At 71.3% G+C, this 25,797-nt stretch carries 22 protein-coding genes; 3 read left to right on the forward strand and 19 right to left on the reverse strand.

The genetic code is table 11. The features are described 5' to 3' along the window. Positions 1 to 34 precede the first annotated feature (34 nt). The 9 genes from SHK19_RS11375 to pafA form a co-directional block, all read right to left on the reverse strand. Positions 35 to 2,755: a DEAD/DEAH box helicase gene (locus SHK19_RS11375; RefSeq protein WP_322936293.1), complete on the reverse strand. Its 2,721-nt coding sequence runs from the start codon at positions 2,753 to 2,755 to the stop codon at positions 35 to 37. Then, a complete protein-coding gene (locus SHK19_RS11380; protein ID WP_322936294.1) occupies positions 2,752 to 3,624 on the reverse strand; it encodes a diacylglycerol kinase in 873 nt (290 codons plus the stop codon). The genes SHK19_RS11375 and SHK19_RS11380 overlap by 4 nt, the downstream gene beginning before the upstream one ends. Positions 3,625 to 3,647: 23 nt before the next feature. Beyond that, the gene (locus tag SHK19_RS11385) at positions 3,648 to 4,085 is read right to left on the reverse strand and encodes a hypothetical protein (protein ID WP_322455078.1); all 438 of its coding nucleotides are present in this window, start codon (positions 4,083 to 4,085) and stop codon (positions 3,648 to 3,650) included. After that, entirely contained in the window at positions 4,082 to 4,849 is a 768-nt protein-coding gene (gene tatC / locus SHK19_RS11390; RefSeq protein WP_322455079.1) for a twin-arginine translocase subunit TatC, read from the reverse strand. The genes SHK19_RS11385 and tatC overlap by 4 nt, the downstream gene beginning before the upstream one ends. A 76-nt stretch (positions 4,850 to 4,925) precedes the next feature. Then, positions 4,926 to 5,183 carry a twin-arginine translocase TatA/TatE family subunit gene (tatA, locus tag SHK19_RS11395; protein ID WP_322455080.1) on the reverse strand — a complete coding sequence of 86 codons (258 nt, stop codon included), beginning with the start codon at positions 5,181 to 5,183 and terminating at the stop codon, positions 4,926 to 4,928. Between the two features lie 71 nt (positions 5,184 to 5,254). Beyond that, positions 5,255 to 6,268 (reverse strand): helix-turn-helix transcriptional regulator, encoded by a 1,014-nt coding sequence (locus tag SHK19_RS11400; RefSeq protein ID WP_322455081.1) that lies wholly within the window; start codon positions 6,266 to 6,268, stop codon positions 5,255 to 5,257. Continuing rightward, positions 6,265 to 7,227 carry a helix-turn-helix transcriptional regulator gene (locus SHK19_RS11405; protein WP_322455082.1) on the reverse strand — a complete coding sequence of 321 codons (963 nt, stop codon included), beginning with the start codon at positions 7,225 to 7,227 and terminating at the stop codon, positions 6,265 to 6,267. The genes SHK19_RS11400 and SHK19_RS11405 overlap by 4 nt, the downstream gene beginning before the upstream one ends. A gap of 12 nt (positions 7,228 to 7,239) precedes the next feature. Further along, positions 7,240 to 8,229, reverse strand: coding sequence for an FKBP-type peptidyl-prolyl cis-trans isomerase (locus tag SHK19_RS11410; RefSeq protein ID WP_322936295.1), 990 nt, complete (start codon positions 8,227 to 8,229; stop codon positions 7,240 to 7,242). A gap of 103 nt (positions 8,230 to 8,332) precedes the next feature. Beyond that, positions 8,333 to 9,694 (reverse strand): Pup--protein ligase, encoded by a 1,362-nt coding sequence (pafA, locus tag SHK19_RS11415; protein ID WP_322455084.1) that lies wholly within the window; start codon positions 9,692 to 9,694, stop codon positions 8,333 to 8,335. A 62-nt stretch (positions 9,695 to 9,756) separates the two neighbouring features. On the opposite strand from pafA, the gene SHK19_RS11420 reads away from it, so the two are divergent. After that, positions 9,757 to 11,184 carry an FAD-dependent oxidoreductase gene (locus SHK19_RS11420; protein ID WP_322936296.1) on the forward strand — a complete coding sequence of 476 codons (1,428 nt, stop codon included), beginning with the start codon at positions 9,757 to 9,759 and terminating at the stop codon, positions 11,182 to 11,184. Between the two features lie 152 nt (positions 11,185 to 11,336). Here the strand turns inward: SHK19_RS11420 and prcA are convergent, their stop codons facing one another. From prcA to dop, 4 genes are all read right to left on the reverse strand, one after another. Further along, positions 11,337 to 12,221: a proteasome subunit alpha gene (prcA, locus tag SHK19_RS11425; RefSeq protein WP_322455086.1), complete on the reverse strand. Its 885-nt coding sequence runs from the start codon at positions 12,219 to 12,221 to the stop codon at positions 11,337 to 11,339. After that, a complete protein-coding gene (gene prcB / locus SHK19_RS11430) occupies positions 12,218 to 13,072 on the reverse strand; it encodes a proteasome subunit beta (RefSeq protein WP_322455087.1) in 855 nt (284 codons plus the stop codon). Before prcB ends, prcA begins: the two co-directional genes overlap by 4 nt. Positions 13,073 to 13,121: 49 nt before the next feature. Further along, positions 13,122 to 13,319, reverse strand: a complete 198-nt coding sequence (locus SHK19_RS11435) for a ubiquitin-like protein Pup (protein WP_322455088.1) — start codon at positions 13,317 to 13,319, stop codon at positions 13,122 to 13,124. A gap of 142 nt (positions 13,320 to 13,461) precedes the next feature. After that, the gene (gene dop, locus SHK19_RS11440; protein WP_322455089.1) at positions 13,462 to 14,970 is read right to left on the reverse strand and encodes a depupylase/deamidase Dop; all 1,509 of its coding nucleotides are present in this window, start codon (positions 14,968 to 14,970) and stop codon (positions 13,462 to 13,464) included. Positions 14,971 to 15,073: 103 nt separating this feature from the next. Here dop and SHK19_RS11445 point away from each other — a divergent pair, with 103 nt between their 5' ends. Then, a complete protein-coding gene (locus SHK19_RS11445; protein ID WP_322455090.1) occupies positions 15,074 to 15,916 on the forward strand; it encodes a DUF1206 domain-containing protein in 843 nt (280 codons plus the stop codon). Positions 15,917 to 15,938: 22 nt separating this feature from the next. Here the strand turns inward: SHK19_RS11445 and SHK19_RS11450 are convergent, their stop codons facing one another. Together SHK19_RS11450 and SHK19_RS11455 are read right to left on the reverse strand one after the other, a co-directional pair. Then, entirely contained in the window at positions 15,939 to 18,929 is a 2,991-nt protein-coding gene (locus tag SHK19_RS11450; protein WP_322936297.1) for a BTAD domain-containing putative transcriptional regulator, read from the reverse strand. A 32-nt stretch (positions 18,930 to 18,961) separates the two neighbouring features. Continuing rightward, positions 18,962 to 19,726 carry a PIG-L deacetylase family protein gene (locus tag SHK19_RS11455; RefSeq protein ID WP_322455092.1) on the reverse strand — a complete coding sequence of 255 codons (765 nt, stop codon included), beginning with the start codon at positions 19,724 to 19,726 and terminating at the stop codon, positions 18,962 to 18,964. A 149-nt stretch (positions 19,727 to 19,875) separates the two neighbouring features. Between SHK19_RS11455 and SHK19_RS11460 the strand changes: the two genes are divergently transcribed. Further along, positions 19,876 to 20,970 (forward strand): class I SAM-dependent methyltransferase, encoded by a 1,095-nt coding sequence (locus tag SHK19_RS11460; RefSeq protein WP_322936298.1) that lies wholly within the window; start codon positions 19,876 to 19,878, stop codon positions 20,968 to 20,970. A gap of 52 nt (positions 20,971 to 21,022) precedes the next feature. Here SHK19_RS11460 and arc read toward each other — a convergent pair whose 3' ends face one another. The 4 genes from arc to SHK19_RS11480 all read right to left on the reverse strand — a co-directional run bounded on the left by arc (position 21,023) and on the right by SHK19_RS11480 (position 25,763). Beyond that, positions 21,023 to 22,765 carry a proteasome ATPase gene (gene arc / locus SHK19_RS11465; RefSeq protein ID WP_405030496.1) on the reverse strand — a complete coding sequence of 581 codons (1,743 nt, stop codon included), beginning with the start codon at positions 22,763 to 22,765 and terminating at the stop codon, positions 21,023 to 21,025. A gap of 87 nt (positions 22,766 to 22,852) precedes the next feature. After that, positions 22,853 to 23,620: a glutamine amidotransferase gene (locus SHK19_RS11470; RefSeq protein WP_322455095.1), complete on the reverse strand. Its 768-nt coding sequence runs from the start codon at positions 23,618 to 23,620 to the stop codon at positions 22,853 to 22,855. Next, on the reverse strand, positions 23,620 to 24,528 hold the full coding sequence (locus SHK19_RS11475; protein ID WP_322455598.1) for a tRNA (adenine-N1)-methyltransferase: 909 nt from the start codon (positions 24,526 to 24,528) through the stop codon (positions 23,620 to 23,622). The genes SHK19_RS11470 and SHK19_RS11475 overlap by 1 nt, the downstream gene beginning before the upstream one ends. Positions 24,529 to 24,596: 68 nt before the next feature. Further along, entirely contained in the window at positions 24,597 to 25,763 is a 1,167-nt protein-coding gene (locus SHK19_RS11480; RefSeq protein WP_322455096.1) for a site-2 protease family protein, read from the reverse strand. Positions 25,764 to 25,797: the final 34 nt, after the last annotated feature.

Below are 25,797 nucleotides of genomic sequence, written 5' to 3' on the forward strand. Positions count from 1 at the left end.
AGACTGGCGCAGCGGCGACGACTCATCGCTCGTGTCAGTCCGGCGACACGATTCCCCGGCGCAGCAGATCGATCGTCGCGCGCGCCGTCTTCCGCACCGGGGAGTCCCCTGCAGCGTCCGCGATCTGACCGGCGAAGTCGACCAGCTGCTTCATCTGGCGCACGAAGTCTCCCGCAGTCAGGTCGGCACGGACGAGGATCTCGTCGAGCGCGTCGCCCTCGGCCCAGCGGTACGCCGTCCACGCGAAGCCGGGGTCCGGGGCGCGCAGGAAGGCCAGCCGGTGGTCCTTCTCGAGCTGCTCGAGCTCCACCCACAGCCGCTGCATCGCCTCGATCGTCGCCGCGATCGCGCCGCCCGGGAGCCGCGGTGCCGACTCGTCGGGGCGACGGGCCTCGTAGACCAGCACCGACAGCACCGCAGCGAGCTGGGAGGGCGACAGGTCGTCCCACATCCGCTCGCGCAGCGCCTCGGCCGCGACCAGGTCGAGGTCGGAGTAGATCCGCATCAGGCCCCGGCCGCGGTCGGTGACCCGGTCCCCGTCGAGGTACTTGAGGGCGTCGAGCACCTCGCACACGCGGTCGAACTCCCGCGCGACGGTGTTGGTACGACGCTCCACTCGCCGCGCGAGGGTCTCGGTGTCGCGCTGCAGCTTGAAGTAGCGCTCGGTCCAGCGCGCGTGGTCCTCCCGCTCGGGGCAGCTGTGGCAGGGGTGGGACCGCAGCCGGTCGCGCAGGGCGGAGACCTCGGCCGCGACCGCGGGATCGACCGAGCCCTTTTCCAGGCGCGGCCGGGTGACCGAGTGCGGGAGGTGCTCGACGGCTTGGCGGATGGACTCCGCCACCTGCTTGCGTTGGTGCGGGTTGCGGCCGTCGAACCGCTTCGGCAGCCGGATCCGCCCCACGGCCTCGACCGGCACCGGGAAGTCCGGCGCGGCCAGTCGCTTGGACTGCCGGGTCGCCGTCACGACGAGCGGACGGTGCCCGTGCTCGGACAGGCCGGGCTCGACCACCACCGCCGGACCGGCGTACTTCCCGGCCGGCACCACGATCACGTCCCCCGGCTTGAGCCGCTCGAGGGACGTCGCCGCCTCGTCGCGCCGCTCCGCGCGGCGCGAGCGCTTCGCGTCCTTCTCGAGGTCGTTGACCTGGCGGCGCAGGTCGGCGTACTCGAGGAAGTCGCCGAGGTGGCACTTGGCCGCCTCTGCGTACCCTGACAGCGCGTCCTCGGCCTTGCGCAGCTGCCGGGCGAGCCCGACCACCGCCCGGTCGGCCTGGAACTGGGCGAACGACTGCTCGAGGAGCTCCCGCGAGCGGTGGCGACCGTACTGGTGCACCAGGTTGACCGCCATGTTGTAGGAGGGCCGGAAGGACGAACGGAGCGGGTAGGTGCGCGTCGACGCCAGACCGGCCAGCTCGCGCGGGTTCATGCCCGGCTGCCAGAGGACGACCGCGTGCCCCTCGATGTCGAGGCCGCGGCGGCCGGCCCGACCAGTGAGCTGGGTGTACTCCCCCGGGGTGATGTCGGCGTGCGTCTCGCCGTTCCACTTCGTCAACTTCTCGAGGACGACGGTCCGCGCCGGCATGTTGATCCCGAGGGCAAGGGTCTCGGTCGCGAACACCACCTTGACCAGACCGCGCAGGTAGAGAGACTCGACGCACTCCTTGAACGCCGGGAGCATCCCGGCGTGGTGAGCGGCGACGCCACGGCTGAGCCCGTCGAGGAAGTCGTGGTAGCCGAGCACCTCGAGATCGGCGCCCGGGAGCGCGCCCACGGTCTGCTCGACGAACGAGAGCACCTCGTCGCGCTCCTCGGGGGTGTTGAGCCGGAGGTTGGCGTCGAGGCACTGCTGGACGGCGGCGTCACACCCCGCACGGCTGAAGATGAACACGATCGCAGGCAGCAGCAGCTCGCGCTCCAGCCGGTCGAGCACGTCGATCCGCCCGGGGATCCAGACCCGACGGCCGTTGCCGACGCTCCGCGGGTTCTTCGACGAGCCGGGCTTGCCCTTGCGGGGCGACCGGCGGTCGCGCATCAGTCGGGTGCTCGCCCAGTCGTCGCGGGCGATCCGCATCAGCTCGTCGTTGACCGGAGCGCCCTCCCGCACGAATCCCGCGGAGGCGTCCACGTCGGAGGACGCGAACAGGTCGAGGAGCCGACGGCCGACCATGACGTGCTGGTAGAGCGGCACCGGCCGCCGCTCGGCGACGATCGTCCGGGTCTCGCCGCGGACGGTCTCAAGCCACTCGCCGAACTCCTCGGCATTGGAGACCGTCGCCGACAGCGAAGCCACGGTCACGGACTCCGGAAGGTGGATGATCACCTCCTCCCACACCGCACCCCGCGCACGGTCGGCGAGGTAGTGCACCTCGTCCATCACGACGAACCCGAGCCCGATCAGCGTCCGCGACCCGGCGTAGAGCATGTTGCGGAGCACCTCGGTGGTCATCACGACCACCGGCGCCTCGCCGTTGACGGTGGTGTCGCCGGTCAGGAGGCCGACGCGCTCGGGGCCGTAGCGGGCGACGAGGTCGTGGTACTTCTGGTTCGACAGCGCCTTGATCGGCGTCGTGTAGAAGCACTTGCGGCCGGTCTCGATGGCCAGCTGCACGGCGAACTCGCCCACCAGCGTCTTGCCGGCGCCGGTCGGCGCGGCCACCAGCACGCCATGGCCGGCCTCGAGGGCGCGGCAGGCGTCGATCTGGAACTGGTCGAGCTCGAACGGGAAGGTCGCCGCGAAGCCGTCGAAGACGCTCATGTGAGCACCGTGAGGGCTTGGGGGACGCACTCGACCGTGAGCGGCAAGGCACCGTACCTCTCGCCGTCGGCGTAGCCGACGATGCCCGGGCACGCCACGGTGACCCGCCGGGCCAGGTGGCGGGAGAACTGGGGATGGTGCACGTGCGTGCCGCGGAACAGCTTCGGGTAGGTCCGGACCAGCTCACGCTTGCTCATCGGGCCGATGACCACCACGTCGAGCAGCCCGTCGTCCAGGATCGCGCCCTCGGCGATCCGGAGGCCACCGCCGAACGACGGCCCGTTGGCGATCGCGACCAGCATCGCTTGGAGCTGGAGCTGCTCACCATCGAGGTCGATCTCGTAGTGCAGCGGCTCGAAGGTGCGCAGCTCGGCGAGAGTGGCGAGGTTGTAGCGCATCTGGCCGCGCGGCCAGGTCATCTCGTTGGCGCGCTCGTTGACGACCGCGTCGAACCCGGCGGCGAGCACGGCCGCGAACCAACGGTCGCCCGAACGGGCCAGGTCGATCCGCCGGGGCTCCCACGCGAGCAGCCGGCCTGCGGCGCCCGCCGGGTCGCGCAATGGGATGCCGACCGATCGGGCGGCGTCGTTGCCAGTGCCGGCCGGCAGGATGCCCAGGGGTACCTCCGTCCCCGCCAGCACCTGCAGCGCGAGGTGGACCAGCCCGTCGCCGCCGCAGACGACCAGCGCGTCGACGCCGTCGGCGACGGCCTTGCGGGCCAGGTCGGCCGCCTCGCCGGCGTCACGGCCCTCGATCGACCGGACCCGCCAACCGGCTCCGTGGAGCAGCGGCAGCGTCTCGTTCCGGACCCGTCGGGCGCGACCCTTGCCCGCCGTGGGATTGGTGAGGAGGGCGATCTCGCGGGTCACGGTGCCCAACCTATCGACGGGCCCTATCCCGCACCCCGGTCCCAGCCCGATCCGTCACGGGCGACCCGGAGCCGCACCGCGAAGTGGCCGGGCGGCGCACCGACCGCCTTCGCGAGCCGACCGATCGCGTCGAGGACCCGCGGTGCCGTGAAGTCGGTCCCGGGCGCACCGAGCGTGAGCCGGTCGCCGCGCCGTACCAGGTGGACCTGGCCGTGGCGCCACGCCTGGTGGATCCGGACCCTGGTCTGCTCGTCCGCGACCATCACCGGGTAGGCGACGTCGCCCGCCATCAGGTCGCACGCGAGCTCGACACCGCTCGTGTCGCTGCAGATCACGCCGGGCACGATCCCGAGCCGGAGCGGACCCACCGCGGACCAGGTCACCGGGTCGGTGCCGAGCCACTCCGGCAGGTCGAACGCGTCGACCTCGCTGCACGCCGTGCGCGGATCAGGACCGGTCACAGCGGAGACGCCTCGTCGGGGCTCAGCCCCGCGTTGATGTTGGCTCTCGCGCGCCGCCGGTCGTTGAACCGGGCGATCACCTCGGAGATCACGAACAGGACCACCATCGGCACCGCCATGAAGGTCATCGTGAACGGGTCGCCCGACGGCGTCGCGACGGCAGCGAACAGGAAGCAGCCGATGATGATCCACGGTCGGTGGGCCCCCAACGACCGGCCCTTGACGACGCCGGCCAGGTTGAGCAGGACGACGAACACCGGGATCTCGAAGGCGATGCCGAAGACGAGAAGGCTCCGGGTGAAGAACACCAGGTAGTCGTTGAACTCGACCAGGTTGGTGAGGTCTGCAGGAGTGAAGCCGATCAGGATCTCGAGGCCGAGCGGCAGGGTCAGGTAGCCGAGCACGACGCCGGCGATGAACAGCGGCCCCGCGATGGCCGCGAAGATCCCGGTCCACTTCTTCTCGTTGGAGTGCAGGCCGGGAAGGATGAACGCCCAGATCTGGTACAGCCAGAACGGGCTGGACCCGACCAGTGCCGCCAGACCGCACAGCTTGAGGTAGAGCAGGAAGCCGCCGGCGGCACCTCCGGTCGTGGCTTCGGTCTGGCCGTCCGGCAACGACTCCTGCGCCTGGAGGTAAGGGTCGAGCACCAGCTGGAACAGCGGGTCGAAGAAGAACAGCGCCACCACGAACGCAGCCACGATGACGAGAGCTGCCTTCAGGATCCGAGCACGAAGCTCCCGCAGGTGGTCCGACAGGGCCATCCGGCCATCCGGACCGACAGGGTGGACCGGCCTGCCAACGAAAAGCTGGAGGACTCCGGTGAGCGACAAGTGCTGCTCAGGCGTTGTGCTTGCGCTCGTCGACGATCTCGCCCTCGGCGACCTCGTCGGCGGCGTTCAACTCGCCGGCCGGCGTCGGCTTCGGCTCCGGCTTCCCGTCCTCGTCGTCATCGCGAAGGCCCTTGGTCTCGGCCTTGAAGATCCGCAGCGCCTGGCCCGTGCCGCGCGCGAGCTCGGGCAGCTTCGCGGCACCGAAGACCAGGATCACGATTGCGAGGATCACCAGCCATTCAGCGCCCTGCGGCGTCCAGATCATCGGAAGCACGTCAACCAACTCTCATCGTCGCTACGGCAGCGGTTGCTGCCGCCCTCAATAGTACGCCGCCGTCACCGATACAGGGCGAGGGTCTCCTGTGCTGTCGCTGTGAAAGTCTCGGTGAACTCTTCGGGGGCGACGACGGCGGCGTGGGGCGCCAGCCGCAGCAACAGTCGCATCAGCCACCGCGGGTCGGCCACCGGCAGGTCCACCTCGAGGACGCCGTCGCCCCGTGGCCGCACCTCCTGCATGGGGTAGTAGAGCGGCACCCAGTCGGCCGCCGGTTGCAGGACCAGGGTGGCGACCGTGCCGCCGGGAGGCGCCTCGCCGGTCAGCAGGCCCTCGTTGACCTCGCGGGGCTCCCGCGGCTCGGTCACGATCGGAGTGTCGAGCACGGTGGCCTCGGTGATCCGGTCGAGGCGGAACAGCCGGTCGCTCCCGGCAGTGTGGCACCACGCGTCGAGGTAGTGGAACCGACCGTGCGCCACCACCCCGTGGGGGTCCACGACCCGCTCGGAGAGCTCGTCGCGGGCCGGCACGTGGTAGGTCAGGCGCACCTGGCGGCGTTCGTCAGCCGCACGCACGAGCGTGTCGGACAGCGCGATCAGCGCCACCTCGTCCGACCGCGCGTCGACGGCGATCCGCCGCGACGCCGCGGCGGTGCTCGCGGCCGCCTCGAGCTTGGCGAGGACCCCGTCGATGATCAGCTGGGTGTCGCGGGGCGAGACGTCCCGCAGCGTGTGCAGGGCGACCATGACGGCCGAGGCCTCGGTCGGGCTCAGCCGCAGCGGCCGGGCGAGGTAGTCGGCGTTCTCGATCCGGATGACGCCGTCGCTGACCGGCCCGCCTTCGTCGGACTCGATGGCGTCGAGGTCGACGTCGATCAGGTCGTCGGGCAGCCCGCCGGGGAGGCCGCACATGAAGAGCACCTTGAGGTCGCCCAGCACCTGGGCGGGTGAGGTCCCGAGCAGGTCGGCGGCGTCGGCGAGCCGGACCTGGTCGCGGTGGTGCAAGAACGGCACCAGGGTGAGCAGGCGGGCGACCTGGTCGCGGGCGCCCGGGGCCGCGGTCGTCGACGTCGTCATCCGGCGACCGCCTCGAGCCGTCCGATGACCTCTGCGCGGAGGGCTGCCGGTTCCAGCAGCACGACGTCCGGCCCGTGGTAGAGCACCTCGTCGACGAACCCGCGCGCCGGGCGGTCCAGCTCGACGCAGTCCCAGGTCGTGCGGGTGTCGGGGCCGTCGACGCCCTCCTTCACCCGCGCGGCACGGCGCCGGAAGCTGTGCCCGGTCTCCTTGCGCACCAGCAGCACGGCGCGCTCGGCGGCGGGGACCGGCGCCAGCCGGTCGATCACCTCGCGGAGATCCGTGTCCGGCGGTACGTCGTACGCCCGGGCGGGTCCGACCTTGCGCACCGTGCCGGTCACCCGGTCGAGCCGGAACACCCGTTCGGCCTGCCGGTCGGTGTCGAAGCCGACGAGGTACCAGCGTCCCGACGTCCGCACCATGCCCCACGGCTGGAGGTGGCGGCGGCGGGCCGCTTCCTCGTCCGGCCGCTGGTAGTCGAACTCGATGCAGGTCCGGTCGCAGACCGCCTCCCAGCAGGTCGCGAACGCCGGCTCATCGGCCGTCAGGCGCGGCTGGGCGATCTCGAGCGCGGTCAGGTCGACGTCGATGCCCGCGGCGTTGAGCTTGCGGACGGCGTCGGTGGTGGCCTGCGCCATCGTCGCCTGCTGCCAGACCCGGGACGCGAGGCTCACGACCGCGGCCTCCTCCGGCGTCAGCGAGACGTCCGGCAGCGCGAACTGGTCGGGCGGGATCCGGTAGCCGATCTCGTCGTCGAAGAGCGGGTCGAGCTGGGCGACCTCGACGGGTACGCCGAGGCTCCGCAGCTCGTCCTTGTCGCGCTCGAACATCTTCTCGAACGCGTCCGGGCGCGAGTCGGGGTAGAGCAGCTCCCGGATCCGGTCCTTCGCGATCGGGCGCCGCTGGACCAGGAGCATGATGAGGAGGTTGAGCAGGCGCTCGCTCTTCGGCGCAGGCATGGTCCTAGCGGATCACGCTGCGGCCAGGATGTCGACGACGAAGTACAGGGTGGAGTCGCCGGGGATGTCCTCACCCTGACCCTTCTTGCCGTACCCGAGCTTCGGGGGGATCTCGAGCAGGACGCGGCTGCCGACCTTCTCGCCGACGAGCCCCTGGTCCCAGCCCTTCACCACGGCTCCGGTGCCGATCTCGAAGATCGCCGGGTCGGGCCGGGCGTACCCGCTGTCGAAGGGCTTCTTCGCGCCGTAGACCTGGCCGATGTAGTTGGCCACGATCTGCTGGCCCTTCTCGACGACCGGGCCGGTGCCCTCGACCAGGACGGCCTTGCCGAGCTCGGTCGCCTTCGGGTCGGGCTCGGGGAGGCCGGAGGAGTCGAGCGCGGTCGGCTTCCCCTTCTCCTGCACGATCTCGGGCGCCCAAGCCGGAGCGGGCCGGGTCTTGCCCTCCGGTCCGTCGAGCGCGACGGCCTCGAAGTCGGCGACCAGGACGAACCCGTCCTCGTTGCCGATCCCGAGCGAAGACAGGTTGAGCGCGAGGTCGCCGAACTCCTCCTCGGCGTCAGCGACGATCGCGACCCGGGTGCCGACCGTGGTCGTGCCGGGTTCGATCTCGTCCTTGACCAGCTGCGTCATCAGGTCGACCACCTGCGCGGGCTCGGCCTCCGAGCCGACCTCGAGGAGGACTCCCTGGTCGGAGTAGGTGTCGAACGAGATGTCCTGGCCGAAGTCGTTGGAGATCGCAAGGTTGGTGAGCACCTTGTCACCGTCCTCGATGACGGCGCCGTCTCCCTCCTCGACGACCTGGGCCTCGGTCTCGCCGGGCTCGAGCATCGCCGACCAGTCGACCTCGGGGACCTCACCGACCGGTCCGGACACCTCCACCGCGTCGAAACCCGAGGCGGTCTCGCCCTCCGGCGAGTCGTCGCCGCAGGCCGTGAGGACGGCGAGGGCGCACAGCGAGACGGCGGTGAGCGCGGTGGGACGGGTCAGTCGGCTGAGCACGCCGAAACCATACAAGTTGAATTTGCCGAGCGCGTCTTCGGCGTCAGGTGGAGCAAGCAAGCTTGCGAAGGACGCCTCCCGCCGCGCTGCCGGCTGACGACGCCTACATCCCGTCGATCAGGCGCTGGACCCGTTCGTCGTAGGCCCGGAACGGGTCCTTGCACAGCACCGTCCGCTGCGCCTGGTCGTTGAGCTTGAGGTGCACCCAGTCGACGGTGAAGTCGCGACGGCGCTCCTGCGCCTTGCGGATGAACTCGCCGCGCAACCGGGCGCGAGTGTTCTGCGGCGGCACCGACTTGGCCTCGAAGATGCGGAGGTCGCTGCTGACCCGGGCGACCGCACCACGCTTCTCGAGCAGGTAGTAGAGGCCACGGTTGCGGTGGATGTCGTGGTAGGCGAGGTCGAGCTGAGCGACGCGGGGGTGGCTCAGCGGCAGGCCGTGCTTCGCGCGGTAGCGGTCGATGAGCTTCCACTTGATCACCCAGTCGATCTCGCGGTCGACGAGGCCGAGGTCGTCGGACTCGACCGCCTTGAGGCCCCGCTCCCACAGGTCGAGCGTCCGCTCGATCAGGGGCGTGCTGATGCCTCGTCGATCGACGAAGTCCCGAGCCTTGGAGAGGTACTCACCCTGGATGTCGAGCGCGCTCGCCTCACGGCCGTTGGCCAGCCGGATCTTGCGCCGGCCGGTGACGTCGTGGGAGATCTCCCGGATCGCCCGGATCGGGTTCTCCATCGTGAGGTCGCGCATCACGACGCCCTCCTCGATCATCCGCAGCACCAGGTCGCAGGACGCCACCTTCAGCATCGTGGTGGTCTCGCTCATGTTGCTGTCGCCGACGATCACGTGGAGCCGGCGGTACTTCTCCGCGTCGGCGTGCGGCTCGTCGCGGGTGTTGATGATCGGCCGGCTGCGGGTGGTGGCGCTCGAGACGCCCTCCCAGATGTGCTCTGCCCGCTGGCTGACGGAGTACGACGTACCCCTCGGCGTCTGGGTGACCTTGCCGGCCCCGACGATGATCTGCCGGGTGACGAGGAACGGGATCAGCACGTCGGCGAGCCGGCTGAACTCGCCCGCCCGGCTGACCAGGTAGTTCTCGTGGCAGCCGTAGGAGTTGCCGGCGGAGTCGGTGTTGTTCTTGAAGAGGTAGATCTCGCCGGCGATGCCCTCGTCGTGCAGCCGCTGCTCGGCGTCGAGCAGCAGGCCCTCGAGGACCCGCTCCCCCGCCTTGTCGTGCGTGACCAGCTCGACCACGTCGTCGCACTCGGGAGTGGCGTACTCCGGGTGACTGCCGACGTCGAGGTAGAGCCGGGCCCCGTTGCGGAGGAAGACGTTGCTGGACCGCCCCCAGGACACCACCTTGCGGAACAGGTAGCGCGCCACCTCGTCCGGGCTCAGCCGGCGCTGCCCCTTGAACGTGCAGGTGACGCCGTACTCGTTCTCGATCCCGAAGATGCGGCGGTCCACGCCTAGAGCCTACGGGGCGGAGCCCGGGTCTGGGGGATGTCTGCACCGGGTACCGCGCCCGCATGACTTCGATGACCCCGCTGTGGCTGGACCGACCGCGCGCGACCCACCCCACCTTGACCGCACCGGCGAGCTACGACGTCGTGGTGGTCGGTGCCGGCATCGTCGGGATCCTGACCGGGCTGCTGATGGCCCGCTCCGGACGGCGGGTTGCGGTGCTGGAGGCCCGGCAGGTCGGCGACGGCACCACGGGGCACACGACGGCGAAGGTCAGCCTGCTGCAGGGCACCCGCCTGAGCCGGATCCTCCGCACGAACGGGCCCTCGGTCGTCCGCGACTACGTGACGGCGAACCAGGAGGGCCAGGCCTGGCTGCGGGATTTCTGCAAGGTGCACGACGTCGCCTACCAGGAACGGCCGGCCTACACGTACGCGACGTCCCGGCCGGGCGAGCTGCGGGTGCGCGCGGAGCTGTCCGTGGCCGGCCTCGCGGGGCTCGACGCGACCTGGGAGGAGACGACCGAGCTGCCCTACCCGGTCCGCGGGGCGGTGCGCCTCGCCGACCAGATGCAGCTGCACCCGATGGAGCTGATGGACGCCCTGGTCGCCCAGCTGGTGGCCGAGGGCGGTGAGCTCTTCGAGGGCAGCCGGCTGACCGACCTGAGCGACCGCGACGGGAAGGTGACCCTCACCACCGAGCAGACGAACGTCACCGCTGCCCACGTCATCCTCGCGACCGGACAGCCGGTGCTGCGCCGGCACGGCTTCTTCGCGCGCCTCCACCCCCAGCGGTCCTACGCTGCCGCACTCCGTTCGCCGTGGGTCCCGGAGGGCATGTACCTGTCCGCCGACTCCCCCAACCGGTCGGTGCGGTCGTTGCCCGTGGCCGGCGGGGACGAGCTGCTGCTGGTCGGCGGCAACGGGCACATCACCGGTCGCGCCGCATCCGAGGCCGCGCGGGTCGAGGACCTGGTGGGCTGGGCGCGCAGCACCTTCGGCGGCGAGGTCACGCACACCTGGTCCGCGCAGGACCAGGCGACGGTCAGCGGGCTTCCCTACGTGGGCCGGATGCTGCCCGGCAACGACGCGGTCTGGGTGGCGACCGGCTTCGACAAGTGGGGCCTGGCCGCAGCTCCCGCGGCAGCACTGATGGTGACCAAGTCTCTCTTCGCCGAGGACGGCGCCGGGGAGCGGCCTCCGTGGCACCGCGCCTTCAGCAGCTGGACGCCGCGGGAGGTCGCCGGCGTCGGCCGGGCGGCCCAGTTCAACGTCGGGGTGGGCGTCGAGATGGTCAAGGACGTCGCCCGGCGCCAGTGGCGCGACGCCGAGCATGCCGAACCCACGTTGAGGGGCATCTGCACCCACCTCGGCGGCTCCGTGCGCTGGAACGACGCCGAGCGCTCCTGGGACTGTCCGCTCCACGGGTCGCGGTTCGACACCGACGGCTCGGTCCTCGAGGGACCGGCCGTCTGCGGCCTCCGGAAGCTGTAAAGCCGCCATCGAACCTGTATCGAAGACGACGTCAACTGCGAGCGCGGCAGCGCGGCGCACGGCGGCGAAGCCGCACGTCGCGAAGGCCGCGGGCCGAGCGGAGCGATGGTCCGTGCGCCGAGCGGCGTATGCGACGCGCTCGCGCAGTCAGGTCAGAGCGGAGGGGCGACAGGCGGCTCGCCGGACTCGGGGTCCTCGAGCGGCGGCACGTCGCCGCTGACCTGGTCCGTCGGGTCGGCGGGATCGTCCTGGGCCGGCGGCGCGGAGGGCGGGGGCATGGACGACGGGGCGTCCGGACCCACCTCCGGCGCGGCGTGCTCGGTCGGTCCGCGGTCGCCCAGCAGCTCCTGCAGGCGAGCGGGACGGATCCGCGCGAACTTCCGCGGCTGCGGGCGGGCCCGGTCGAGCACGGCGACCTCGAGATCGGTCACGGGGATCGCCCGATCGGTCGTCTGGCCGCCCTCGGTCGAGTGACCGAGCGCCGCCACCGCGACGGCGAGCGCGTCGCCGAGGGAAGCGCCCTCGGCGTAGTGCTCGGCGAGGTAGGACGCCACCGTCTCGGCATCGCCGCCCATGACGGCGTAGCCGTGCTCGTCGGCGACCCGGCCCTCGTACGTGAGCCGGTAGATCTGGTCCTCGTCCGCGCTCCCACCGACCTCGGCCACGAAGATCTCCACCTCGTACGGCTTCTCGCCGCCGCTGGAGAAGATGGTGCCGAGCGTCTGCGCGTAGGCGTTGGCCAGGCCCCGGCCGGTGACGTCGCGCCGGTCGTAGGAGTAGCCCCGCATGTCGGCGAGCCGGACGCCGGCGATCCGCAGGTTCTCGAACTCGTTGTAGCGGCCCACCGCCGCGAACGCGATGCGGTCGTAGATCTCGGAGACCTTGTGGAGCGCCTGGGAGGGGTTCTCGGTGACGAACAGGACGCCGTCGGCGTACTGCACGGCGACCAGCGAGCGGCCGCGCCCGATGCCCTTGCGCGCGAAGTCGGCCCGATCCTTCATCAGCTGCTCGGGCGAGACGTAGAACGGCATGCTCATCGGATCGCCTCCCCACCCGGCAGGTCGAGCGGGGCGACCGGGCCGTCGGGCCGGGCCATCCGGGCGCCGACCACCCGGTCGGCGAGCTCGGCGATCTCGTCCTCGGGCAGCTTGCGTCCGCCGTCGGCCGTCACCACGTGGATGATCGGGAAGATCCTCCGGGTCAGGTCGGGCCCGCCGGTCGCCGAGTCGTCGTCGGCGGCGTCGTACAGCGCCTGCAACGCGAGCGTCACGCACTCGATCTCGCTCAGGTTCTCGCGATAGAGCTTCTTCATCGCTCCGCGGGCGAACAGCGAGCCGGAGCCGACGGTGAAGAAGTGCGTCTCCTCGTGGCGACCGCCGGTCACGTCGTAGCCGAAGATGCGGCCGATGCCGCGGTCGAGGTCGAACCCGGCGAACATGGGTACGACGGCCAGCCCCTGCATCGCCATGCCGAGGTTGGCGCGGATCAGCGCCGACAGCCGGTTGGCCTTGCCGTCGAGGGACAGGATGCTGCCCTCGATCTTCTCGTAGTGCTCGAGCTCGACCTGGAAGAGCCGCACCATCTCGACCGCGAGCCCCGCGGTGCCGGCGATGCCGACCACGGAGAACTCGTCGGCGGGGAAGACCTTGTCGATGTCACGCTGGGCGATCACGTTGCCCATCGTGGCGCGGCGGTCGCCGGCCATCACCAGACCGCCCGGGAACGTCGCCGCGACGATGGTGGTGCCGTGCGGCGCGAGCTCGGCGGCACTGCCGGCTGGGAGAGAGCGGCGAGCCGGCAGCAGGTCGGGCGCGTGGGCGCTCAGGAAGTCGCTGAAGGAGGAAATGCCCGGCTGCATGTAGCCCTCCGGGATCCGGGCGTCGTTCATGCGGGGTCCCCGCCGAGGTGCGAGTGCAGCGAGCAGGTCCCTCGGGTGCTCATTCGCCGCCCTTCTGGATGAACGACTTCACGAAGTCCTCGGCGTTCGACTCGAGCACGTCGTCGATCTCGTCGAGGATCGCGTCGACGTCGTCGTCCAACGCCTCCTTGCGCTCGGCGACGTCGGACTCAGGGGCGACCTCGGTCGCCTCCTGCTCCTCGCCGCTCTTGCGCGGTTGCTTCTGCTCTTGGGCCATGTCCCGAGCCTAGCCGAGCGCGACGAAGGAGCGCGCGGCGTGGCGAGGGAGGTTGAGCAAGCCCGCGGCCGAGCTTGCGAGGCCGCGACGGCGCGTCGAAACCAAGGAGCCTATCCAGTCGACGGTCGCAAGTGCTGTCCAGTCACCGACTGAGCGCGGCGACCAGGGCCTCGGCGGTGTCGCAGGCGTCGATCAGGCCGCCGACGTGGGCCTTGCTGCCCCGCATCGGATCCATGGTGGGCACCCGCTGGAGCGACTCCCGCCCGGGCAGGTCGAAGATCACGGAGTCCCAGGACGCAGCAGCCACGTGGGCGGCGTACTTCTCCAGGCACCGGCCGCGGAAGTACGCCCGGGTCTGCTCGGGGGGCTCGGTCATCGCCCGCTCGACCTCGTCGTCGCCGAGCAGCCGCTGGATCCGGCCGGCCTTGACCAGACGGTGGTAGAGGCCCTTCTCGGGGCGGACGTCGGAGTACTGGTAGTCGATCAGCTGGAGCTTGGCGTCGTCCCACTCCAGGCCGTCGCGGGAGCGGTACTGCTCGAGCAGCTTGAGCTTGGCGACCCAGTCGAGCTGGTCGGCGAGCGACATCGGGTCCCGCTCGAGCCGGTCGAGCACGTCCTCCCAGCGGGCGAGCACGTCGAGCGTCTGCTCGTCGGCGTCGGCACCGAGCCGGTCCTCGACGTACTTCTTCGCCAGGTCGAGGTACTCCAGCTGCAGCTGGATCCCGGTCAGCCGGCGGCCGTCCGACAGCGTGATCGTCTGGCGGAGCGTCGGGTCGTGCGAGACCGCGCGCAGGGAGGCGACCGGCGTGTCGACGGTGAGGTCGTTGCCGATGAACCGCTCCTCGATCATCGAGAGCACCAGAGCGGTCGTGCCGACCTTGAGGTACGTCGCGATCTCGGACAGGTTGGCGTCGCCGATGATGACGTGCAGCCGGCGGTACTTCTCGGGATCGGCGTGCGGCTCGTCGCGGGTGTTGATGATCGGCCGCTTGAGCGTGGTCTCCAGCCCGACCTCGACCTCGAAGAAGTCAGCCCGCTGGCTGATCTGGTAGCCGTCCTCGCGGCCGTCCTGCCCCTTGCCGACCCGTCCGGCGCCACAGATGACCTGACGGCTCACGAAGAACGGCGTCAGGTGGCGCACGATGTCGGCGAACGGCGTGGACCGTCGCATCAGGTAGTTCTCGTGCGCACCGTACGACGCGCCCTTGTTGTCGGTGTTGTTCTTGTAGAGCACGATCGACGGGTTGCCGGGCAGCTGCTGGGCCAGCCGGGCGGCGTCCAGCATGACCAGCTCGCCCGCCTTGTCCCACCGGACGATGTCGAGCGGGGTGACGACCTCGGGCGTGGAGTACTCCGGGTGCGCGTGGTCGACGTAGAGACGGGCCCCGTTGGTGAGGATGACGTTGGCCAGGCCGAGGTCCTCGTCGGTGAGCTGGGTCGGATCGGCGACCTGCCGCGACATGTCGAACCCGCGTGCGTCGCGCAGCGGGGACTCCTCCTCGAAGTCCCACCGGGCGCGGCGGGCCCGCACGGTCGCCGAGGCGTAGGCGTTGACGACCTGCGAGGACGCGACCATCGGGTTGGCGGTGGGCATGCCCTGGACCGAGATGCCGTACTCCACCTCGGTGCCCATCACCCGCCGGACGCTCATGCGTCCAGCGTACGCGGAGCCGGGTGTCCGGCCCTCGTGACACTCACGCGAGGATGCTCCCCCTCCGCCGCGGGTAGTGAGCACCTGACGACAGGAGCACACGATGGCGGAGCAGGCAACGACCCGCGACCCGGGCGGCGGCGCGGAGCAGAAGGCCCGGGACGCACGGGACCACCCGGCGCTGTCATGGATGGCCCGGATCGGGTTCGCGATGTACGGCGTCGTGTACGTCGTCGTCGGCGTGCTCGCCGTGACGCTCGCGGTCGGGGACAGTGCCGGCGAGGTCTCCGGTCAGGGCGCCCTCCACGAGCTCGCCCAGAAGCCGCTGGGGTCGGTGGCGCTGGTCGTGGTCGCGCTCGGTCTGATCGCGGTGACCGTCTGGGAGCTCTGCGAGGCGGTCGGAGGCCACAACGACCACGACGGGGCCCGTCGGCTGGCATCGCGGGCCGGCTCGGTCGGCCGAGCCATCATCTTCGGGGCGCTCGCGTTCCTCTCGATCCAGATCGTGCTGGGTGGCTCCAGTGGCGGTGGCAGCACGGACGGCTACACCGCCCAGGTGATGCAGCTGCCGTTCGGGCCCGCCCTCGTGGTCGCCGTCGGCCTGGCGATCGTGGCGTTCGGGCTGTTCTCCGTCTACAAGGGCCTGTCCGACCGGTGGCGGAAGGAGCTCGAGACGAAGGCGAACGTCGGCGACGTCGGCACCGCCCTCACGATCCTGGCGCGCACCGGGTTCACCGCGCGTGGGCTCGCGTTCTGCCTGATCGGAGGGCTCTTCATCTGGGCCGGCTTCACCCACGAGGCCCAGAAGTCGGCTGGCCTCGACCAGGCGCTGCACCGGTTGCGCGACGCCTCGTACGGCCCGGTGCTGCTCTGCGGCATCGCCGTCGGCCTGGCGGCCTACGGTCTCTTCAACATCGCGAAGGCGTGGGCGCTCCGGGAGAACTGATCGGCGAGGCTTCGGCCGCCTGTCACTCGATCCGGGCGACCACGCCGAGCTCACCCTCCAGGAGCTGGAGCACTCTTCGAGGGCCGAGGCGCGCGGCCTCCGCCCGCAGCGCGTCCACCTGCGCTTCGTCGACCAGGTCCGAGATCGGCACGTACGCGCGGCCGCTGTGCCGGGCGATCACCGCGCTGACAGCCGCAGCCGCAGGCTGGGCGTCCGCACTGAGCAGGACGAGAGCCGCGAGGCGCTGCCTCCCCGTCGCCGCCAGCAACGCAGCCGCGTTGCGTGCGGTGGTCCACAGCTGGGTGTTGTGACCGGTGCGCCGCCAGGAGTCCAAGAGCCGGCCGAAGTCGGCCGCCGCCTCCGCGAACTGGCCGGTCCGCGTCCGAGCGGACGCCAACCCCACGCGCGCCACCCCGACGACGAACACCGCCCCCGCTCGCGAGCCGTACTCGATCGCCTCGACGTAGTGCGGGACCGCCGCCTCGGGATCGGTCGGGGCCAGCATCTCCCCCTCGACGTAGGCCGCGAACGCCGCCTCCGACAGGCAACCCGACACCGCCACCTCGCGGAACGCACGGTCCAGCAGTGCCCGGGCCTCTCCCGGCTCGCCGTCATAGGACGCGGCCAGGGCGGCCGAGGCGATCATGCCCGCCGCCCACGGCGGCGACTGCTCGGCCCCCCGCAACCAGTGCTGGCGCGCGGTCGCGAAGTCGCCGCGGAAGTGCGCGACCGAGCCCAGCGCCGCGTAGGCGCGCGTCGGCTCGAAACCCGTTCCGGCCGCGGCGATGGCCTGTTCACCGAGCCGCTCGGCCTTGTCCAGCTCTCCGAGAAGGCGGGCCGCGTCAGCTGCACAGCCGAGCAGCGCCGACCGCTCCGGACGATCCGAGAGCGATCCGTCGGTGGCGATCTCGAGAGCCCAGCTCCACGGCTCCCGCACGTCGCGCCAGATCGCGGCGTCAGCCAGGGCGAGGGTCATCCCCACCCGGACGTCGTCGCGTCCCCGCGCGGCCGCCAGGTCGCGGGCCGCACGGAAGTTGTCGAGCTCGGCGCGGAGCCTGCGGTCGGCCAGCGGTTCGTCCGGCCCCATGATGAGGGTCCCCACCTCGCGGGCCACCGCGAGGCACCGGTCGACGAACTGACGTTCCGCCCGCTCGAGGTTCCCGTCCCGGCGGAGCTCGTCGGTCAGGAACGCACGCACGGTGAAGAGCAGCCGGAACCGCCCCGAGGACGGGTCGGCGACGACCAGCGAGGTGTCGACCAGCCGGTGGACGACGTCCACGGGGTCGACCTCGCCACCAGGGTCGTCGGCCGCGAGCGCCTCCACGGTCGCGACGTCGACCCCACCAGGGAACGGCGCGAGAGCGCAGAGCAGACGACGCTCGTGGTCGGCGAGCAGCCGATAGGAGGAGTCGATGGTGGCGCGCAGCGTGCGCTGTCTGCCGTCCTCGAGGTCCTGTCTTCCCGTCGAGAGATCGAGCGCACGATCGAGCCGGCCTCGCACCTCGCGGAGCGGCATCACGACGGCCTGCCGTGCGGCGAGCTCGATGCCGAGCGGGAGGCCGTCGAGCCGGCGCAGCACCTCGACCAGGTCGGGGGCATCGTCAAAGGGGAGGTCGTACCCCGGCCGCAGCCGCCGGGCGTGCTCCAGGAACGCGCGGACACAGGTCTGGCGGCGCAGCGCGACGACATCGCTCGAGTCGCGGGGCACGGGGAGCGGCTGAAGCCGGACGACGTACTCCCCCGGCAGCTGGAGGGTGCCACGCGAGGTCGCCAGCACGCGGACATCCGGCGCGTGCCGGCGCAGCGTCACCACCAGCTCGCGGCAGGCGCCGATGACGTGCTCGCAGTTGTCGAGGACGAGCAGGAGCGGCTGACCGGCCAGAGCCGCGGCGACGTCTCCCGGCCGGACCGCGCTGCTGGTCCGCAGACGCAACGTGGTGGCCACGGCCTGGAACACCCGTTCGGGGAGGTCCACGGCGGCGAGGTCGACGACGACGGCGTCTCCAGGGGCACCCGAGGCTCGCGGTGGCGCGGCGGTGGGGTCGGCCGCGACGTCGATCGCCAAGGTGGTCTTGCCGACGCCGCCGGCACCCGTCAGGGTCACGACGCCGTGCGCTTGAAGCAGGCGCAACACCTCCTCCCGGTCGTGCTGGCGGCCGACGAGCGGGCCGTCCGGACGTCCGACGGTTCGGGTGGGACCCGGTCCTGCGTCCGCCAGACCGCCGTCCCCGCCCGACAGCGTCCCCGACGCGACCCGTTGCTCGAGCTCGGCGAGGGCAGGACCGGGGTCGAGGCCGGTCTCCTCGGCGAGCCGGTGCCGGTATCCCTGCGCGGCGGCCATCGCTTCGGCGGTCCGCCCGTCGGCCGCCAACGCGCGGACGAGCAGGAGCGCCGTTCGCTCACGGAGCGGTGCGGCATGCGCAGCGGAAGTCGCCGCCACCACTGCGGCCCTGTCCCCGAGCGCCAGCCGGGCCTCCAGGAGGTCATCGATCAGCCGGAGCCGCAGCTCGTCGAGGCCGACAGCCTCGGCCTCGAGCTCCGGAAGCGACCGGAACTCCTCCAACGCGCTCCCGCGCCAGAGCTCCAGTGCAGCCCGCGTGGTCGAGGCCAGGGTCGACGGAGCGGTGCCGGGCGCGGCCGACGCCCGCGAGAGCCGGCGTGCTTCCTCGACGTCGAGCTCGCCCCGATCAAGCCGCAGGGCGTAGCCCCCGCCGCGCCGCTGGAGCCGGTCGCTGAGACGACCCAGATGGCTGCGCAGTCTGGATATGTGGTTGTAGAGGGCTTGGGCGGCGTTCTCCGGGAGATCGTCCGGCCACAGAGCGGTCATCAGACGTTCGGCCGTCACGCCGCGATCTCCGGCCAGCGCCAGCAACGCCAGCGCTGCGCGCCGCCGGGCGCCCGGCACCGCGACGGGGACGCCGTCGACGCTCAGGCGCAGGGTGCCGAGCAGGTCCACGCGCAGTGCGGGCGGCGCATCTGCCACCTCGGTGCGCTCCTGCGGCGTCTCGGACACGGGATCACGATGCCCGAGCGTCGTGGTCGCCGTCACCCGCTTTCGGCGCGCGCCCGGGCGGGCGCGGCCAGCATCTCGACCGAGACCCAGTTGCGGAACCGGTCCCTCCCTACCCCCGAGATCAGCCCGGCCGTCTGGGATTCCTGGCACGCCAGCGCCGCGACCTTGCGGTCCAGCAGGTCATCGGCGAGCGACAGGTGCACGCGGACCTCGTCGGGCGCGACCACGCGCGGCCGACCGAGCTCGTAGACGCCGTACTCCTCGTCCAGCGCGCGGTCCAGACCCAACACCTCCGCGGTGACCACGGGATGGAGGAGCGTGGTCCCGCGCTGCCATCGGGCCAGGGCGAGGTCGACCCACCTGCTCACGGCGCGATGGTCGGGGTGGCCGGTGAATCCGTCCGGCCCGAACGTCACCACGGTGTCCGGGCGCACTTCCTCCAGGAGCTCGAGCACACGGCCGACCGGTCGCTCGGCGTCGACGTCCGCACAACCGCCGTCGGGAAGGTCCAACCAGTGGTGCTCGGTCACACCCAGCACACCGAGCGCCGCCTCCAGCTCGCCCGTCCGCCGGGCGGCCAGGTCGGCCCGTTCGTCCGCGCCGGCACCGGGGTCGGCGGCCTCACCACGGGTCGCCGTCACGCAGACGGCTCGCTGGCCCGAGTCGGTCACCGATGCGAGCAGCGCACCGGCCAGGTATGCCTCGTCGTCGGGGTGCGCCCACACGGACAGCACGGTGCCGAGCCGAGCGACGTCCTCGCTCGACACCGGCGGCGGTGTGATCTCGGCGTGCCTCATGACGGGAGCGTGCGGGCGCCGGCTGTCACGCACCTGTCACCGGTACCTCCTCAACCCGTCGCCTGATGACAGGCAAGTGCCAGACAGCCCCCTGAGGCTGGCGTCACGACGGCGCCCGACCGGGTGCCGACCGACGAAAGGAATCACCCATGGCCACCACCCTGACCGAGTCCACGGACCAGCTGTCCGGCGAGCCCGACCTCGCGATCCTGGAGGGCTTCGCGACCCGGGTCGCACTCGACCGGGCGGCCGCCTACAACGGCGTGCTCGTCTACCTGGGCGACCGGCTCGGGATCTGGCGTGAGCTCGCCTCCGGCGGCCGGTTCACCTCGTCCCAGCTGGCTGAGCGCTGCGGTCTCGCCGAGCGCTACGTCCGCGAGTGGCTGTCCACGCAGGCGGCCGGCGGGTACGTGGAGTACGACGCCGCGGACCGCACCTTCTCGTTGCCCCTCGAGCACGGGCTCGTCCTCGCCGACGAGGACAACCCGGCGTCGGGCATTGCCGGCTTCGAGGTCATCTCAGCCGTCTGGGCGGCTGCCGACCAGCTCGCACACGCGTACGTGACGGGCGAGGGCGTCGGGTGGCACGAGCACGACTCGCGGCTCTACTCGGGTGTCGACCGGTTCTTCGCGACCCAGTACCGCTCGTCACTGGTCCAGGAGTGGATCCCTGCCGTCGAAGGGCTCGACGAGCAGCTCGAGTCGGGCATCCGGGTCCTCGACGTGGGCTGTGGGCTGGGCTCGGCCGGCATCCTGATGGCCGAGGCCTACCCCCGGTCGACGTTCAAGGGCGTGGACTACCACGACGAGTCGATCCGTCGAGCCATCGCTGCCGCCGAAGAGGCTGGAGTGGGCGACCGGGTCGAATTCGAGCGCGACGACGCGAAGTCCTATGACGGGACCTTCGACCTGATCTGCTTCTTCGACGCGGTGCACGACCTGGGAGACCCGGTGGGTGCACTCACCCACGCCCGCGAGCACCTCGCGCCGGGCGGTCGCGTGTTCGCCGTCGAACCGTACGCCGAGGACGCCTTGGAGGCGGGCGTCGGGAGCCCCGTGGCGCTGATGTACTACGCCGCCAGCTCGTGCCTGTGCGTGCCGAACAGCATCTCCCAGGGCGGAGAGGCACTGGGCGCGCAGGCCGGCCCCGCGAAGCTGCTCGCTGCGTTCAGGGACGCTGGCTTCTCCCACGCCGAGGTGGCGGCGCAGACGCCGTACAACCTGCTCATCGAGGCACGGGCCTGACCCGAGCGCGCCTCCCACTGCGCGGCAGCGCGGCGGGAGGCGTGCTGCGTTTCTACAGGTACTGACCGGTGTTGGAGACGGTGTCGATCGAGCGGCCCGGCTCGGTGCCCTGCTTGCCGGTGATGAGCGTGCGGATGAAGACGATCCGCTCGCCCTTCTTGCCGGAGATCCGCGCCCAGTCGTCCGGGTTGGTCGTGTTGGGCAGGTCCTCGTTCTCCTTGAACTCGTCGACGCACGCCTGGAGCAGGTGCGAGATCCGCAGCCCCTTCTGGTCGTGGTCGAGGAAGTCCTTGATCGCCATCTTCTTGGCGCGGTCGACGATGTTCTGGATCATCGCGCCCGAGTTGAAGTCCTTGAAGTAAAGGACCTCCTTGTCGCCGTTGGCGTAGGTCACCTCGAGGAAGCGGTTCTCCTCGGTCTCGGAGTACATCCGCTCGACCGCGGCCCGGATCATTCCGTTGACGGCGGCCTGCGGGTCGCCTCCGAACTCGGAGAGGTCGTCGGCGTGGAGCGGCAGCGTCGGCGTGAGGTACTTCGTGAAGATGTCGCGCGCCGACTCGGCGTCGGGCCGCTCGATCTTGATCTTCACGTCGAGCCGGCCCGGGCGCAGGATCGCGGGGTCGATCATGTCCTCACGGTTGGAGGCGCCGATGACCAGCACGTTCTCCAGCAGCTCGACGCCGTCGATCTCGCTGAGGAGCTGCGGGACGATGGTGTTCTCGACGTCGGAGGAGACGCCGGAGCCACGGGTGCGGAACAGCGAGTCCATCTCGTCGAAGAACACGATGACCGGCGTGCCGGCACTCGCCTTCTCCCGTGCGCGCTGGAACACCAGCCGGATGTGCCGCTCGGTCTCGCCGACGTACTTGTTGAGCAGCTCGGGGCCCTTGATGTTGAGGAAGTACGACTTCCCCTCGGCGCCGGTCTTGGCCGCGACCTTCTTGGCCAGCGAGTTGGCGACCGCCTTGGCGATGAGCGTCTTGCCGCAGCCCGGCGGGCCGTAGAGAAGGATGCCCTTCGGCGGCTTCAGCTCGTGCTCGGCGAACAGCTCGGGGTAGAGGTAGGGCAGCTCCACGGCGTCCTGGATCATCTCGATCTGGTTGCCGAGGCCGCCGATGGTCTCGTAGGTGATGTCCGGGACCTCTTCGAGGACCAGCTCCTCGACCTCCGACTTCGGCACCCGCTCGTAGACGTAGCCGGCACGCGCGTCGAGCAGCAGAGAGTCACCTGCCCGGAGGGTCTCGCCCAGCAGCGGCTCGGCCAGCCGGACGACCCGCTCCTCGTCGGCGTTGGCGATCACCAGCACCCGGTCGCCGTCGGCGAGCAGCTCCTTGAACATCACCACCTCGCCGACCGTCTCGTAGTCGAAGGCAGCGACGACGTTGAGTGCCTCGTTGAGCATGACCTCCTGGCCACGCCGCAGCTGGTCGAGGTCGACGTTGGGGCTGACGCTGACCCGCAGCTTGCGGCCGCCGGTGTGGACGTCGACGGAGTCGTCCTCGTTGCGCTGCAGGAAGGTGCCGAACCCGGCCGGCGGCTGGGCGAGCCGGTCGACCTCCTCCTTCAGCTTCAGGATCTGGTCGCGGGCCTCCCGCAGGGTGCCGGCCAGCCGCTCGTTCTGCGCGGTCACCGCCGCGAGCGAACGCTGGGCGTCGGCGAGCCGGAGCTCCATGGAGCGGGACGTCCCGCCCGGCACCTCCGTCAGACGGTGGCGCAGGTCGTGGATCTCGGCCTCGAGGTAGCGGACCTGCTCCTCGAGCTCCTCGCGGCTCTGTCGACGCCCATCGGACCCCATGCTCGACATCGGCACACCTCCTTCACGTCTGTACCCGACCCTACTCGGCAAGTTGTTGCACGGAAGGGCATCCACGCGGGGCGTCGGTCACGATTGGATTGCGTCAGCGTGACGGCACCGGGCGGCGAAGTTGCGGAGGATGGTCATCGGGTGGGTCACGGTCACCGCCGCGGCCGCGGCGCTGAGCGCCTCCTGCTCGGACGGGTCGAAGTACCCGTGGTGGGCGTAGACCGCGATCCGCGTGAGGATGCCGTCGAGATCGAGCTCGGGGTGGAACTGCGTCGCGTAGACCTGCTTGCCGACCCGGAACGCCTGGACCGGAGCAGCCTCGGAGGTCGCCAAGGCGACGGCGTGCTCGGGCAGCCGGCTGATCGCCTCCTTGTGGCCTCCGTACGCCCGGAACTCGCGCGGCATCCCGGCGAACAACGGGTCGGCCAGCCCCTCGTCGGTCAGCTCGACGCTGACCGGGCCGACCCCCTCGGGGAAGCTTCGGTCGACGACCGCGCCCTGGTGCAGTCCGATGCTGCCGATGCCGTAGCAGGCACCGAGGAACGGATAGTCCCGGGCGGTCACGTCGTCGAGCAGGCGGCCGAGATCACGCTCGGCCAGCAGCTGGGCCGGGGACTTGCTCTCCTCTGGGTCGGAGGCGTTGAACGCTCCACCGCCGAGGATGATCCCGGCCCAGTCGTCCAGGTCGATCGAGGGCAGCGGCGCGGTGCCGAGCTCGATCCGGTGCAGCTCGTCCGCGGCGATCCCGAGGAACCGGGAGAAGGCAGCGTGCTCCTCGAGGGCCGCCCGCTCCTCCGTGCGGATCGAGAGCAGCAGGAACGGCTTGGCGGCTGGGTCGGAAGCCATCACTCCTCCGGCAGGGCATCCGCGGCGTCGGCCGACCGCGGGCCGGTGTAGTCCGGACCGTACGCGCCGGGAGCCGGCCGGCGGGTCTTGCGCGGGGCGCGCTCCCCCGGTGCCATCCGTCGAGCGGTGACGAGGAACGCGGTGTGGCCGATCATCTTGTGCCCCGGTCGTACGGCGAGCCCCTCGACGTGCCAGTCGCGCACCAGCGACTCCCACGCGGTCGGCTCGGTGAATCCCCCGTGCACTCGTACGGTCTCGACGAACCGCGACATCTGGGTGGTGGTCGCGACGTAGGCGCAGACGATCCCGCCCGGCCGCAGGGCGTCGGCCGCGGCGTCGAGGCAGTCCCACGGAGCCAGCATGTCGAGGATGATCCGGTCGCACTTCTCGCCGGACGCGGGCAGCTCCTCGGCGAGGTCGCCGATCGTCAGCCGCCAGGCGGGATGGGACTCGCCCTCGGCCACGCCGAAGAACTGGCTCACGTTGCGGCGAGCGACGTCGGCGAACTCCTCACGCCGCTCGTAGGACGAGACCCGTCCGTGCGGACCGACTGCACGCAGCAGCGAGCAGGTCAGGGCACCCGAGCCGACCCCCGCCTCGACCACGTGTGCGCCCGGGAAGATGTCGACCATCGCCACGATCTGGGCGGCGTCCTTCGGGTAGACCACCGCCGCGCCGCGGGGCATGGAGACGACGAACTCCGACAGCAGCGGCCGGAACACCAGGTACTCGCCGCCCGCTGAGGAGGTCACGGTGAAGCCCTCCTCCCGCCCGATCAGCTCGTCGTGGTCGAGGTGACCGCGGTTGGAGAAGAAGCGCTTGCCCGGCTCCAGGCAGAAGTTGTGCTTGCGGCCCTTGCCGTCGACCAGGCGCACCCACTCCCCGGCGCGCAGCGGTCCGCGATGCACGCCGGACCACGCTTCGGCGGCGACGTCACCGAGGTCGCCCGCATCGGGTTGGCTCACGGTCGGCGAGCCTAACCGGCCCGGACCACACGCTCCACGTCGGCAGTGGCCAGGACTCCGTAGACGGAGCCGTCCGGCTCGACCAGCAGGTACTCGCTGGCGGGCGTCCGCCGGATCGCGTGCAGCAGGTCCGCGCCGGTGATCGTCACCGGCAGCCGCAGGCCCTCCTCGAGGCTCCGGGTCACCGCCGAGACCGCGACCCACGGCCGTCGGTCCTCGGGCATCGCGCGCAGGGCGGACTCGTCGACCACGCCCAGGGGGCTGCCGGCGGCCGAGACGGTGACGATGCTGCCCGCGTTGGCCTCCCGTGCGCGCCGGATCGCCTCGGCCAGCGGCAGGTCGTCGGGCACCGCGAGGGTACGGCGCGCGAGGTCGCGCGCCACCACCTCGCCGAGCCGGGTCCGGATCCGCGCCGCGGCGATCGCCTGCGACGCTCCGGTCCACAGGAACATCGCGATCACGAACGCCAGCACCATGTCGAGGAGGGTCGTGTCGAGGCCCGTCACCCGCTCCTGGAACAGCGGCCACGACAGGACCGCGACGGCAGTAACCCGTCCGCCCCAGCCTGCGGCGATGACGCCGGTCTCGACCCGGCCGGTCACCCGCCACACCGCCGCCTTGAGCACCCGGCCGCCGTCGAGCGGAAGGCCCGGGACGAGGTTGAGCACGCCGATCAGGAGGTTGGCGCCGGCGAGCCCCTCGACGGTGAGCAGCAGCACGCCGTCGGGCGTCACGAACCACAGCGCGACCGCGGCGCCGCCGACCGCCAACGACGTGATCGGACCGACCACCGCGATCCAGAACTCCTGGCGCGGGGTGCGCGCCTCGCCCTCGATCGCGGTCACACCGCCGAGGAAGTGCAGCGTGATCGAGTGCACCTCGAACCCGTAGCGGCGCGCGGCCACGGCGTGCGCCGCCTCGTGCAGCAGCACGGCCAGGTAGAGGACGATCGCGAAGACCACGCCGACGACGTACTTCCACCCGCCGAGGCCCGGCTGCATCTCCTCGACCCGCGGCTCCATCACGAACGCGATCAGCGCCGCGACCAGGAACCAGGACGACGACACCAGGACGTCGCTGCCGGCGATGCTGCCGATCCGGAAGGTCCCCGGCGGACGCGGCGCACGGGGCGCGCGCGGCTGCGGCGGCGAGCCAGGTTCCGGGTCGGAGGAGGACACACCTCGAGGCTATCCAAAGGGTGCGCTTCGGCCG

Origin of the sequence: Nocardioides bizhenqiangii, assembly GCF_034661235.1 — a bacterium.
GTDB lineage: Bacteria > Actinomycetota > Actinomycetes > Propionibacteriales > Nocardioidaceae > Nocardioides > Nocardioides bizhenqiangii.

Excerpts from the sequence above, each read along its gene's own strand:
- SHK19_RS11375 (WP_322936293.1), bottom strand. The coding sequence starts at position 2,755 with ATGAGCGTCTTCGACGGCTTCGCGGCGACCTTCCCGTTCGAGCTCGAC.
- tatC (WP_322455079.1), bottom strand. The coding sequence starts at position 4,849 with ATGGCCCTGTCGGACCACCTGCGGGAGCTTCGTGCTCGGATCCTGAAG.
- tatA (WP_322455080.1), bottom strand. The coding sequence starts at position 5,183 with ATGATCTGGACGCCGCAGGGCGCTGAATGGCTGGTGATCCTCGCAATC.
- SHK19_RS11400 (WP_322455081.1), bottom strand. The coding sequence starts at position 6,268 with ATGACGACGTCGACGACCGCGGCCCCGGGCGCCCGCGACCAGGTCGCC.
- SHK19_RS11405 (WP_322455082.1), bottom strand. The coding sequence starts at position 7,227 with ATGCCTGCGCCGAAGAGCGAGCGCCTGCTCAACCTCCTCATCATGCTC.
- SHK19_RS11420 (WP_322936296.1), top strand. The coding sequence starts at position 9,757 with ATGACTTCGATGACCCCGCTGTGGCTGGACCGACCGCGCGCGACCCAC.
- prcA (WP_322455086.1), bottom strand. The coding sequence starts at position 12,221 with ATGAGCATGCCGTTCTACGTCTCGCCCGAGCAGCTGATGAAGGATCGG.
- prcB (WP_322455087.1), bottom strand. The coding sequence starts at position 13,072 with ATGAACGACGCCCGGATCCCGGAGGGCTACATGCAGCCGGGCATTTCC.
- SHK19_RS11435 (WP_322455088.1), bottom strand. The coding sequence starts at position 13,319 with ATGGCCCAAGAGCAGAAGCAACCGCGCAAGAGCGGCGAGGAGCAGGAG.
- dop (WP_322455089.1), bottom strand. The coding sequence starts at position 14,970 with ATGAGCGTCCGGCGGGTGATGGGCACCGAGGTGGAGTACGGCATCTCG.
- SHK19_RS11445 (WP_322455090.1), top strand. The coding sequence starts at position 15,074 with ATGGCGGAGCAGGCAACGACCCGCGACCCGGGCGGCGGCGCGGAGCAG.
- SHK19_RS11455 (WP_322455092.1), bottom strand. The coding sequence starts at position 19,726 with ATGAGGCACGCCGAGATCACACCGCCGCCGGTGTCGAGCGAGGACGTC.
- SHK19_RS11460 (WP_322936298.1), top strand. The coding sequence starts at position 19,876 with ATGGCCACCACCCTGACCGAGTCCACGGACCAGCTGTCCGGCGAGCCC.
- arc (WP_405030496.1), bottom strand. The coding sequence starts at position 22,765 with ATGGGGTCCGATGGGCGTCGACAGAGCCGCGAGGAGCTCGAGGAGCAG.
- SHK19_RS11470 (WP_322455095.1), bottom strand. The coding sequence starts at position 23,620 with ATGGCTTCCGACCCAGCCGCCAAGCCGTTCCTGCTGCTCTCGATCCGC.